At 54.3% G+C, this 11,901-nt stretch carries 9 protein-coding genes; 4 read left to right on the top strand and 5 right to left on the bottom strand.

The features are described 5' to 3' along the window. Positions 1-149: 149 nt before the first annotated feature. Positions 150-563, bottom strand: coding sequence for a Fe-S cluster assembly scaffold protein NifU (gene nifU / locus H8S11_RS00790; protein ID WP_186851861.1), 414 nt, complete (start codon positions 561-563; stop codon positions 150-152). A 14-nt stretch (positions 564-577) separates the two neighbouring features. Continuing rightward, positions 578-1,750, bottom strand: coding sequence for a cysteine desulfurase NifS (nifS, locus tag H8S11_RS00795; RefSeq protein ID WP_186851862.1), 1,173 nt, complete (start codon positions 1,748-1,750; stop codon positions 578-580). A 166-nt stretch (positions 1,751-1,916) separates the two neighbouring features. Here nifS and H8S11_RS00800 point away from each other — a divergent pair, with 166 nt between their 5' ends. Next, positions 1,917-2,345 (top strand): RrF2 family transcriptional regulator, encoded by a 429-nt coding sequence (locus H8S11_RS00800; RefSeq protein WP_147573301.1) that lies wholly within the window; start codon positions 1,917-1,919, stop codon positions 2,343-2,345. Between the two features lie 74 nt (positions 2,346-2,419). Here the strand turns inward: H8S11_RS00800 and cysK are convergent, their stop codons facing one another. From cysK to H8S11_RS14130, 3 genes are all read right to left on the bottom strand, one after another. After that, positions 2,420-3,352 (bottom strand): cysteine synthase A, encoded by a 933-nt coding sequence (gene cysK / locus H8S11_RS00805; RefSeq protein ID WP_147573303.1) that lies wholly within the window; start codon positions 3,350-3,352, stop codon positions 2,420-2,422. 14 nt (positions 3,353-3,366) lie between these two features. Continuing rightward, entirely contained in the window at positions 3,367-4,650 is a 1,284-nt protein-coding gene (locus tag H8S11_RS00810) for an O-acetylhomoserine aminocarboxypropyltransferase/cysteine synthase family protein (RefSeq protein ID WP_186851863.1), read from the bottom strand. Positions 4,651-5,135: 485 nt separating this feature from the next. Then, positions 5,136-9,431: an S-layer homology domain-containing protein gene (locus H8S11_RS14130; RefSeq protein WP_366460462.1), complete on the bottom strand. Its 4,296-nt coding sequence runs from the start codon at positions 9,429-9,431 to the stop codon at positions 5,136-5,138. Positions 9,432-9,746: 315 nt separating this feature from the next. Between H8S11_RS14130 and H8S11_RS00820 the strand changes: the two genes are divergently transcribed. The 3 genes from H8S11_RS00820 (at position 9,747) to H8S11_RS00830 (ending at position 11,860) form a co-directional block, all read left to right on the top strand. Beyond that, positions 9,747-10,103 carry a TSUP family transporter gene (locus tag H8S11_RS00820; protein WP_240288382.1) on the top strand — a complete coding sequence of 119 codons (357 nt, stop codon included), beginning with the start codon at positions 9,747-9,749 and terminating at the stop codon, positions 10,101-10,103. Further along, on the top strand, positions 10,100-10,465 hold the full coding sequence (locus tag H8S11_RS00825) for a sulfite exporter TauE/SafE family protein (RefSeq protein ID WP_147571675.1): 366 nt from the start codon (positions 10,100-10,102) through the stop codon (positions 10,463-10,465). The genes H8S11_RS00820 and H8S11_RS00825 overlap by 4 nt, the downstream gene beginning before the upstream one ends. Before the next feature lie 81 nt (positions 10,466-10,546). Then, positions 10,547-11,860 (top strand): alpha-amylase family glycosyl hydrolase, encoded by a 1,314-nt coding sequence (locus tag H8S11_RS00830; protein ID WP_186851864.1) that lies wholly within the window; start codon positions 10,547-10,549, stop codon positions 11,858-11,860. The last annotated feature ends 41 nt before the right edge of the window (positions 11,861-11,901 follow it).

Here is an 11,901-nt window from a genome sequence, read left to right on the forward strand (position 1 = left end):
GTATGCGGCCGCAAGCGATTAGGCCGTTGAAAAGATTTCGATAAAAAGAGCCGATAACCGCAATGAGATCTGCGTGTTATCGGCTGTGTGGTTTTCCAGCCTAGGTCCTTATCAGACTAAAAGGCTCTAAAGGAGACCGACAAAGGGATTCAGCGCCCATCGGCTTCTACTGAACACTCTGGTGGTACGGGCTCGCCCCGCTTTGTATAGTAGTCAGCTAAAGCCGCTTTTACTGCTTCTTCTGCAAGGACGGAACAGTGCATCTTATGAGGGGGAAGACCGTCCAATGCCTCCGCAACAGCGGCGTTGGTCATAGTCAATGCCTCTTCGATGGTCTTGCCCTTTATTATCTCAGTTGCCATAGAAGAGGTAGCGATGGCAGAACCGCAGCCAAAGGTCTTGAACCTGACATCTGTGATAACGCCATGGTCAATTTTGAGATACATTTTCATGATGTCGCCGCACACTGGATTGCCTACGGTACCAACTCCGTCCGCATCCTCAATGATCCCCACATTCCGAGGATGATTAAAATGGTCCATAACTTTATCAGAATAAATCATGGTATTCTTCTCCTTTACCAAGTCGCCTTTTGGGCCGTGGTATCCCAAACGGGGGACATGGCCCGCAGATGATCAACAACTTCCTTGAGTGCCAGAATGATGGTATCCACGTCATCTTCCGTTACATCACTTCCCAGACTGATCCGTACAGAGCCATGGGCGATCTCGTGGGGGAGGCCAATGGCCAGAAGCACATGGGAGGGCTCCAAAGAAGCGGAGGAACAGGCGGAGCCACTGGAAACGCAGATGCCTCTCGCATCAAGCTTCAGTAAAATGGATTCTCCCTCAATGGCCTCAAAAGTAAATGAGGCGATGGATGGCAGGCGGTTTACCGGGTCGCCGGTGAGGCGGGTTCGGGGAAACTTTAAGACCTCTTGGATCAGTTTGTCCCGCAGCGTGGAGATACGGGGAATTTCTTCCTCTAAAACGGCACACCGCTCTTTTAAGGCGGCGGCAAGCCCCACCGCGCCAGCCACGTTCTCTGTCCCAGAACGGCGGTTTCGCTCCTGACCACCGCCGTGGATCAGCGGTAGAATAGGAGTTCTGGATTTGATATACAGGACACCCACCCCCCTCGGACCATGAAATTTATGCCCAGATAGACTGAGTAAGTCTACCCCCAGATCGTTTACGTCCACCGGGATATGGCCTGCCGCCTGTACGGCATCTGTGTGAAATAGTGTACCATTCTCGTGGGCAATGGCAGCAAGTTCCTTAACTGGTTCAATCGTCCCAATTTCATTGTTGGCCATCATAATGGAAACAAGAATCGTGTCAGGCCGCAAAGCGTCTTTCAGGACTTCCGGTTGTACAGTACCAAATTCGTCTACCGAAAGCTCCTCCACATCAAACCCCTGCTTTCTCATCCATTGGGCTGTGTGAAGAATAGCGTGGTGTTCCACGGCGGAGATCAGGATATGCTTCCCCTTTTTGTTAAGAGCTTCTGCCACTCCGCGTAGCGCCCAGTTGTCGCTCTCAGTGCCTCCGGAAGTAAAGAATATTTCCTCTGGTTGAGCGTTCAGACACAGCGCCACGTCAGCTCTGGCCCTGTCCAAAGCCGCCTTCGAGTGAGTAGCGAGATTATATAAAGAGGATGGATTTCCATAGTCCTCCGTGAAATAAGGCGTCATCGCCGCAAGCGCCACAGGAGAAAGTTTTGTTGTTGCGGCGTTATCCGCGTAGATCATGGGGCATCTAGCTCCTTTCTTAATCATAGTAGGAATATAGGTTTTATAAACCTATTATATCACTATGTTTTCTGAGTTTCAAGTAGTAGCCATGACTTTTTGATGAAGCCATTGATATATGATTAACCCTGTTGTATAATAGGATTATCGAAAGGGGGATATGATAATGATCGTTTCGACAAAAGGCCGCTATGCGCTTCGGGTGATGATTGATTTGGCCGAACATCCTTCGGACGGCTATATTCCCCTGCGGGAAATTGCCCAGCGGCAGGAGATATCGGAAAAGTATCTAGAAATCATCCTGAAATTGTTGGTACGTGGGAATCTGCTGACGGGGCTTCGAGGCAAAGGCGGAGGGTACCGGCTGAATCGTGGTCCAGAGCAGTATACGGTGGGAGAAATTTTGCGCTGTACAGAGGACAGCCTAGTTCCCGTGGCCTGTCTGGGCTCCGGCAGCAATGAATGCCGTCGTGCGGCGGAGTGTCGTACCCTGCCGATGTGGAAGAAATTGAACCAGATGGTCAATGACTATTTCGATAGTATTACCATTGCTGATTTGATAAGAGCTGATGGACAGGTAGCCTGCCCGATCTGACCATGCATACTATGTGCGCTTGAAAAAGCCGCCGCATATGCGGCGGCTTTTTCAATGCGATGATATGATTTTGGTTATTCTGAAAAGAGGGGGGTGGAGAGATACCGGTCTCCGGTGTCAGGGAACAGCACCACGATTGTTTTACCCCTGGCCTCCGACCTCTTGGCGATTTCCAAGGCGGCCCACAGGGCAGCTCCGGAAGAGATTCCAACCAAGACGCCTTCTTTTCTGCCTGTCAGCCGGCCCAAAGCAAAGGCATCCTCATTCCTCACCGGGATGATTTCGTCATAGATGGAAGTATCCAGCGTATCAGGAACAAAGCCAGCGCCGATGCCCTGAATCTTATGGGATCCGGCGCACCCCCCACTGAGTACCGGAGAGTCTTTCGGCTCCACGGCAATGACTTTGAGATCGGGATTTTTCTCCTTTAGAAATTTTCCCACGCCGGAAACAGTGCCGCCGGTGCCCACTCCGGCAACAAAGTAGTCCACGACACCTTCGGTATCTATCCAGATCTCCGGCCCAGTGGTGGCATAGTGGGCGGCGGGATTGGCGGGGTTCACAAATTGTCCCGGCACAAAGCTGTCAGAGATGCCTGCGGCTAGCTCATTTGCCCTGGCGATGGCGCCCTTCATACCTTTGGCTCCCTCTGTCAGTACCAACTCCGCGCCGTAGGCCTTCATAATCTGCCGCCGCTCTACACTCATAGTTTCCGGCATGACAATAATGATGCGATAGCCGCGGGCGGCAGCAACGCTGGCAAGGCCGATTCCGGTATTACCGGAGGTAGGCTCGATTATGACGCTGCCGGGTTTTAGCAGGCCTTTTGCCTCCGCATCGTCGATCATGGCCTTGGCGATGCGGTCTTTTACGCTTCCAGCTGGGTTAAGATACTCCAGTTTGGCAATGATCTTCGCTTCCAGACCCAGCTCCTTTTCAATGTGTGTCAGTTCCAAGAGCGGAGTATGCCCGATTAGCTGGTCAGCCGCGGCGTAAATCCTGTTCATCTTCTCTCCTCCCCCTATTTTACCTGTGCGAAGCCTTTTTCAAGGTCTGCGATGATGTCGTCAATATGTTCTGTGCCAATAGAAAGCCGAATGGTGTTAGGTTTGATTCCTACATCTAACAGTTCCTCCTCAGTAAGCTGGGAGTGAGTTGTGGTAGCCGGGTGGATAACCAGAGATTTCACATCGGCCACATTCGCCAATAGGGAAAACAAATCCAATCCATCAATAAACTGCCACGCCTGCTCTTTGCCTCCTCTGATCTCAAAGGTGAAAATGGATGCGCCTCCATTAGGAAAGTATTTCAGATATAGAGCGTGGTCAGGGTGGTCGGGCAGGGAGGGGTGGTTCACCTTCTCCACCAGTGGATGGCTTGTCAGGTACTCAACCACCTTCTGAGTATTCTCTGCGTGGCGATCCAGCCGCAGGGACAGCGTTTCAGTCCCTTGGAGCAGCAAGAAAGCGGCAAAGGGAGAGATAGCGGCCCCGGTATCCCGCAAGAGGATTGCGCGGATATAGGTGACGAAGGCAGCCTTTCCGGCGGCCTTGGTGAATTTAACGCCATGATAGCTGGGATTTGGCTCGGACAGCCATGGATACCGGCCCGACGTTGCCCAATCAAAGGTGCCGCCGTCCACAATGACGCCGCCCAAAGCAGCGCCGTGTCCGCCAATGAACTTGGTAGCGGAGTGGACGACGATATCCGCGCCATGTTCGATTGGCCGGATCAGATAGGGTGTCCCGAAGGTGTTGTCAATCACCAGGGGCAGACCATGGGAATGGGCAATTTGTGCGATGGCGTCGATATCTGGAATGTCACTGTTGGGGTTGCCCAGTGTTTCGATGTAGATGGCCTTGGTATTGGGTTGAATAGCCCCAGCTACCTCACTCAAATCATGAATGTTAACGAAGGTAGTCTCCACCCCATATAAGGGTAGCGTATGAGCCAACAGATTGGATGTGCCGCCGTAGATGGTTTTTTGCGCTACAATATGTTCACCTTTTTTAGCAAGAGCCTGGATAGTATAGGTGATGGCCGCCGCACCAGAGGCCAGAGCCAATCCAGCCGCGCCGCCCTCTAGTGCGGCGATACGGTCCTCAAACACTCCTTGGGTAGGGTTGGTCAAACGACCGTAGATGTTTCCCGCGTCAGCCAGCCCAAACCGGGCGGCGGCATGGGCAGAATCGTGGAACACATACGATGTGGTAGCGTAAATAGGGACAGCGCGGGCATCGGTAGCAGGGTCTGGCTTTTCTTGCCCAATATGAATTTGCAGCGTTTCAAATTTGTAGTTGTTCATAACAGATACCTCTTTCATTATTCCCTGATATGGAAAATTGGGGTTAGCACACAACTCCCGGACAGGTATCTGGACCTATTGATATCGTATTTACCAAAGACACAAACAAGAAAATGTTATGCGCCTAGCCAGATCACACGTCCGGAAGCACAACATTCGTCCACATCGGAAATTGCTACGCAAGAGTGATTGAAATATACTTTGCATAAAGCAAACTCCTTTCCATAAATGATAGGCAGATAATAACATAATTTACCTACTATGTCAATAGGTATTATGTTTTATTCAAAAGAGAGTGGCCGCTAGTATGCCCCGGTCCGAGGAAAGTAAAACGAAAATTGAAGAATCCTGGACCAAAAATCAGGAGGAGCCGGTGTGGTAGAATCCACACCGGCTCCTTCAAAGCAGATCTAAATTGTCGTGAGGGTTCTCCATGGGAAGACTTCCTTATGGGAATTTCCTCATTTCGCTGTGCCCCCAAAATCTTACTTTGCAATATCCTTGCAGAAGTTCATGAAGATCTGTGCTACCTCGGCGCGGGTGGCCCCGGCGGTAGGCGCCAGGGTGTTGTTCCCCTTGCCGGACAGCAGACCGGCGTTCACCGCCCAGTCCATGGCCTTCACGGCATAGCTGGAGATGGAGGAGGCGTCCAGATAGCCCTCTGTACCCTTGCCGCTCTGGCTGGTCTTGTACCCCTCGTTCTGGGCGTAGCGGTACAGGATGGCCGCCAGCTGCTCCCGTGTAATGGGATCGTTGGGGCCGAAGGTGTCGCCGTAGCCGGACACGATGCCCTCACCGGCCGCCCAGGAAATGGCGTCGGCGTACCAGGCGCCCTCCGCCACGTCAGCGAAGTCAGCGCTGCCGGCCGCGGGCTTGCCCTCCAGGCTGTACAGCATCTGGGCCACCATGGCGCGGGTCAGGGTGCTGCCGGGGGCGAACTCCCGGTCGGACACACCGGACATCAGGCCATTGTCCAGGGCATAATCCACCGCCTCATGGTACCAGGCGTCCTCGTCCACATCCCGGAAGTCGGCGGCGGGGCAGGTATCCTGGTGGTCGATCTCCACGAAGGAGGCCTCAATGGTTACCTTGGACCGGGGCATCTTGAAGGTATACCTGCCGTCGCCCTTGTCGGTCAGCTCGATTTCGTCCCCGTTCTTGTCGGTGACGGTCAGCTCGTCCAGCTCATAGCCCTCGTCGGCCTTGACAGTGATGGTCACCGTCCGGCCGCTGGAGGCGCTCTTGGGGGACACGGTCACGCTGCCGTTGTCAATGTTCTTGTCCACGCTGATGGAGTAGCTGCTGGAGCCGCCGCCTCCACCGCCGCCGGAGGTGTACCAACTGGCGGTAAAGGTCACATCGGCGGTAATGGTCACTGTCGCACCGGCGGCATGAACTGTGGTTCCGTCATACCAGCCCTGGAAGTTGCCTCCGGCAGGGGCAGCAGGCAGGGTGAAGGGACTGTTGTTGGTCACGGTTTGAATGTCAATGACCTGGCCGTTCACCACGACCTTGACGGTGTGGGAGCCTGCGGGTGCGGTGGTGACGATCTCGCCGGTGATGGCGCCCTTGTTGTCCAGAGTGCCACCGTTGATATCGATCTTGTCAACGGGCTTGCCGTCCTTATCCTTGTTGCCGCTGGCAGTGAGCTTGGAATTCTCGTCTACTGTCAAAGATCCGTCAGACTTCAATTCCACCACGGCGTTCATGTCGTTGCCCTGCCAGTCTTTGCAGGGCAATTCCTTGCCGCTGTTGGTCACAGAGATGGAGCCGCCGCCGGACACAGTTACATCTTGGGCGACCACGCCGGTCTTGTCTACATTCGTGACATTGACGGTAGAATTATCTACGGTGATATCCTGTACGCTTAGACCATAGTCGCCGCAGCCGTTTACGGTGAGAGTGGAATGATCCTTGATATTCCACACGCCGCCGTTGGAGGCGTTGCCGTCGATGTTCTGGATGGTCAGCTTGGAGTTGATCATCTCGACGCTGGCCAGATTTTCGGCGGACACCTGGAACACCAAGCCGCGCTGCAGCTCAGTCAGTTCCACCTCGGCATTGTTCAGGATCAGCTTGCCGCCGTTGCCATTGGCGCTGTTATTCAGAATGAAGCCGGTGCCGTCGTAATTGCCGCCCTTTCCTTCGGTATCAGCAGTGCCCTTAACCGTCAGCTTCACGCCGTTCAAGGTCAGAGCGGCGTTCTCGGTGATCGTAAAGGCACCGGTAGTAGGACCAGCGGCGACGGTGGCGGTGATGGCGGGGACAGCCGCAGCATTCTCGTCTTTGAGGATGGTGATATTCTTGCTGATGGTGAACTTGGCGCTGTCCAAAGCGGCATCCTTCACCAGGTAGATGTTGCCGCCGTCAAACTTAGGATCAGCCAGAGCGGTGGCCAGCTTCCCGGTTGTGATGGCGCCATTGGACACCCAGACGGCCTCGTCGTCCTCTCCGATAATCACGCCGATGAAGTCCGACAGATGGTCGGTGGTCCAGGACAGAGTGCCGGCCTCATAGATGGTGGTCATAGACTCCAGCTGGCCGTCCTCGCTCACATAGTAGACCACGACTTTGTCGCCCTGTGCTAACTCCTGTGCGGGAGTATAGGGTACAGAAACGGTGATCTCGCCCTTGCGGCTGTCGTCCTCAGCGGAGAACACGGGGTCGCCGCTGGCGTTAACGGCGGACACGGTCCAGCCGCCACCGATCTTCTCCTCCACGGTCAGGGCCACGCTGCTGCCATCGGCCTTCTCGGTGATGGTGTTCCAGGCGTCCTTGTCCAGGGTGACGGTGCCCACGTCGGTGGCGATGGCTACCTCGGATACGGCGCTGTCCTTTACAGATTCCAGAGAGATGGACTGAATGGTGACGGTGGTCTTGTCCACATTCTCGGCAGGCTGACCATCTACACCAGTGGTCACGCTGATTTCCAACTTGCCGCCGCTGGTTTCAACACCCTCGCCGTTTTCACCAGAGGTATTGAATTTACCGACAACTTCGGCGCTGACGGTATCGTCGGAAACAATGGTGTCGGCCTCCATGCCTAACTTTGCCTCAACGACCCATTTACCTTCGACTTCGTTGGCAGTATAGCCAGGAACAATGTATTTCTCGTCGGGCTTTTCAGAGAAGGTGCCGCCGGTAATATTCAGATGCACTCTATCATTGTCAGCTACATCAATGGTGCCATTGAAGGTACCGCCGGAAATATTAATCGCAGCCGTGGCGTCCGGATATGACCCCAGGTCTAGATCCGCTTTCAGCATGGGCTTATCTCCTGTAACGGTAAACGTTCCGCCGTATACATTGATCGTCCCGCCACTGCTAAAAATATAAAGACCATAATTTTCCGAGGTGAATTCGCCACTATAAATATTTACGATACCAGTTCCGTTGCTGGCAGAAGCAATCATACTATTCCAATCATAGTATCCTGTCTGTGAGATATTGCTGTTATAAATATTTACTGTGCCGCCGGCGGCTGTTACACCGCCGCCTGTGGTGGAGTTTAGCTGAGAATCCCTTAACTCAATAGTGCCTCCAGCAAAAGCTTTTATACTAGCCCCAAATGCAGTACTATTATTGAGGATCATGTCTTTTGCAACGATTGTAGACCCATCAGCCGCACCGAGTGTACAATAGGTACCATCTCCAGCGGTAATAGTACCGTTCATCAGAGTTAGTAAGCCGTCACCCTTCGCTTTGCTCCGAATTGCAATATTCTTATTATCTCCAGTAAATGTATTCTTAGCAAAATCTACTGTTACAGATTTAACTTCAGTGAGGTCTGTATTAGCAGTACAAGTTATACTGTCCAGCAGGTTCACAGTGTCGCCGTCTTGGGCGGCAGCGATGGCATCGGCCAGCGTTTCATACTGATAACCGCCGACCTCAGCCGCAAAGGCCACCGAGTTATCACCATCAGGGCCATGCGTATATGTGGGAGAAGTGAGACCATAACCGTTTACGTATTGCGTACCGTCCGGTTTGGTCTCTATCTCAGCCTCCCAATTTACGCTGTCGTCTATGGTGATGTCACAGCCGGACATGCTGATGCCGTTGGTCTTGGCTTTATTGCTCCCGTCGTAACCAATTAGGACACCGCTGAAGCAGGCCTCTGGATCGGTGCCGTCGGCCTCCAGAACCACATGGCTGTTCGTCACGGAGCATTTATTTGCTACAAAGGAACCGCTTTGGGTAAAGCCGTGAAGCAGACCAACCTTGGTGTAGCCCCTCACAGTGCTGTCCACGACATTGACATTATTGTAAGTCAAAGTTCCAGTGTTGTTGGCCACGACCACAGCCAAAATGCTGGAGCCAGTGGAGTTTTCTGCGGTAGTCAGCGGGTTTGCATCGATCTCAGCACCGGAAAAAGTCAAGTCGTTGATGGTCAGCGTTCCCTTATTATTGGCAATCCAGCCAGTGTAATAGTCGCAGGAGCCGCCATCACCCGGAATTCCGGAGCCATTCGGTCCCATATAAGCTTTGTGCACCTTGAGATCGGAGATGGCATTCCCATTACCATTGATGACCAGAACGCGCCCTGATTCAATCTGGATGCCCTCCCAGTCTGTGTCACCCATCTCAATATCCTGGGCGATATTGATAGTGGACACGGAAGAATTGTTCAACGCGGCTTCCAATTCTTCACGGGTGGATACGGTGGCTTCGTCTGCCGCATCAGCTTGGCTGCTCTGGTCCTCGACGGCAAACACAGCCGAAGGAACGAGGGACAGAAGCATACACAAAGTCATGAATCCTGCCAAAAGTTTTTTCTTCACAAAATTTCCTCCTCTACGTAAAAAATAAGGAATAAACATATACTAATTTGACTGTCATCCTCCTTCGCTTGTTTCAAAATGTGTACCTACAAAAAGTTTTGAGAGCACACCTATACAATATTAAAATATAGCATTAACGGGGGAGAAAAGCAACCATTTGACAATAATTTTCATCTTATTTCTGAATTTGTAAATGTACACCTTTTCAAATTTGTGTCTGCCGCCTAAATGAGCGGGCCCCTCTTTTTATTCAAGCTGACTTTTTACATAAACCGCCCAGCTTTTGGCACACTAGGTCCAAAAGGGGGCGGTTTTTTGCGCGGTCAAACATGGAGATATCTGATTGCCGGCGGACTGGCCGGGGTCGCCAACGGCTTCTTTGGTGGCGGAGGGGGCTCGGTGTTCGTTCCGCTGCTCACCGGGTACTGCCGTCTGGATCAGCGGAGGGCTTTTGCCACCTCGGTGGCGGTCATCCTGCCCCTGTGCGCCCTGTCCGTGTGCGTCTACTTTCTGCGGGGCGGGCTGGACTTCTGGGCCGCGCTGCCATACCTGGTGGGAGGGACTGTCGGCGGCTGGGCGGGGGGAAAGTGGTTCAAAGGAGTACAGATGGTCTGGCTGAAGCGGGCCTTCGGCCTTCTGCTTATCTATGGGGGAGTGAGGAGCTTTTTATGAGCGAATGGGTTTTGCCCCTGGCAGTGGGGGCTGCCACAGGAGTTCTGTCCGGCTTCGGCGTGGGGGGAGGCACCCTCCTGCTGGTCTATATGACCGCCTTCGCCGGTGTGGACCAGCATCTGGCACAGGGCATCAACCTGCTCTATTTCCTGCCCGCTGGGCTGATGGCCCTGCCCGCCCATGTCAAAAACGGTTACATCGAGAAACCAGTGCTCCTCCCGGCCATCGGGGCAGGGCTGGTCTGCGCCGCCCTGGCGGCGTGGGCGGCCACCGCTATGGAGGTAGGGCTGCTGCGCAAATTCTTCGGAGCGTTTCTCATCGTGGTGGGGCTGATGGAGCTGTTTGGGCGTACAAAGGAGTAAAAATGCTTGCTCCCAGGCGCCGGATAGGGTATGATAGGACCATATCCGCCCCTAAGGGCAGGATGGAAGGAGGGCCTGTCAATGTGGTTTGACGAAGCGGTCATCTATCAAATATATCCTCTGGGCCTGTGCGGCGCACCGAAGGAAAACGACGGGGTGAGGACCCCCCGCATCCTGCGGCTGCTGGACTGGGTGGACCACATCAAGCGGCTGGGAGCGGACACGGTGCTGCTCAACCCGGTCTTTGACAGCGACCGCCACGGCTATGACACCCGGGACTATTTTACGGTGGACCCTCGGCTGGGGAGCGATGAAGATTTGGCCCAGGTGTGCCGGACGTTCCATCAGGCCGGCATCCGGGTGATGCTGGACGGGGTGTTCAACCATGTGGGACGGGGCTTCTGGGCGTTTCAGGAGGTACAGAAGAAAAAATGGGACAGTCCATACCGGGACTGGTTCCACCTGAGCTTTGACGGGGATACCGAGTATCATGACGGCTTCTGGTACGAGGGCTGGGAGGGCCACAACGAGCTGGTCAAGCTGAATCTGTGGAATCCGGCGGTGATAGAACACCAATTTAACGCCATCCGGTCCTGGGTGGAGCGGTTCGGCATCGACGGGCTGCGGCTGGACGTGGCCTACTGCTTACCCCCGGAGTACCTGAAGCGGTTGAGAGCCTTTGCCCAAGGGCTGAAACCGGACTTTGTGCTGATGGGAGAGACGCTGCACGGGGACTATAACCGATGGATGGGGCCGGAGCTGTGCCACTCAGTGACAAACTACGAGTGCTACAAGGGACTGTGGTCCAGCTTCAACTCCAGGAATATGTTTGAGATCGGCCACTCCCTTGCCCGGCAGTTCGGGCCGGAGCAGTGGACCTTATATCAGGGGGCCCACCTGCTGTCCTTCCTGGATAACCACGATGTGGACCGCATCGCCTCCCGACTGACCGACCGAAATCATCTGGCCCCGGCCTATGGGCTGATGTTTGGGATGCCTGGGGTGCCGGCGGTATACTACGGCAGCGAGTGGGGGCTGGAGGGCCGGAAGGGACCGGACAGCGACGACGCGCTCCGTCCGGCATTGGAGAGGCCGGAGTGGAACCAACTGACGGAGCATATCGCCAAACTGGCGGCGGCCAAGAGAAACAGCCCGGCTCTGTGTTATGGGGGTTACCGGAACGTAGTGCTGACCAACCGCCAGATCATCTTCGAGCGGAAATGTGAACAGGAGCGGGTGCTGGTGGCGGTCAACGGGGACAGCCAGCCCTATACCGCCCATTTTGACGCCGGCTGTGGCCTGGCCTGGGATCTGATCTCCGGGGAAAAGCACGACTTCGGCGGAGGAAGCGAGCTGCCGCCGTACAGCGTCCGGTTCTGGAAGATGGAGCGGTGAGGGCCGCCCAGAAAAAATAGAGAACGAAGCGGCCGCCAATC

The organism is Flintibacter hominis, from assembly GCF_014287965.1.
GTDB classification, from domain to species: Bacteria; Bacillota; Clostridia; order Oscillospirales; family Oscillospiraceae; genus Lawsonibacter; species Lawsonibacter aceti.

Coding starts and splice junctions, on each gene's coding strand:
- nifU (WP_186851861.1), bottom strand. CDS start 563: ATGATTTATTCTGATAAAGTTATGGACCATTTTAATCATCCTCGGAAT.
- nifS (WP_186851862.1), bottom strand. CDS start 1,750: ATGATCTACGCGGATAACGCCGCAACAACAAAACTTTCTCCTGTGGCG.
- H8S11_RS00800 (WP_147573301.1), top strand. CDS start 1,917: ATGATCGTTTCGACAAAAGGCCGCTATGCGCTTCGGGTGATGATTGAT.
- cysK (WP_147573303.1), bottom strand. CDS start 3,352: ATGAACAGGATTTACGCCGCGGCTGACCAGCTAATCGGGCATACTCCG.
- H8S11_RS00810 (WP_186851863.1), bottom strand. CDS start 4,650: ATGAACAACTACAAATTTGAAACGCTGCAAATTCATATTGGGCAAGAA.
- H8S11_RS00825 (WP_147571675.1), top strand. CDS start 10,100: ATGAGCGAATGGGTTTTGCCCCTGGCAGTGGGGGCTGCCACAGGAGTT.
- H8S11_RS00830 (WP_186851864.1), top strand. CDS start 10,547: ATGTGGTTTGACGAAGCGGTCATCTATCAAATATATCCTCTGGGCCTG.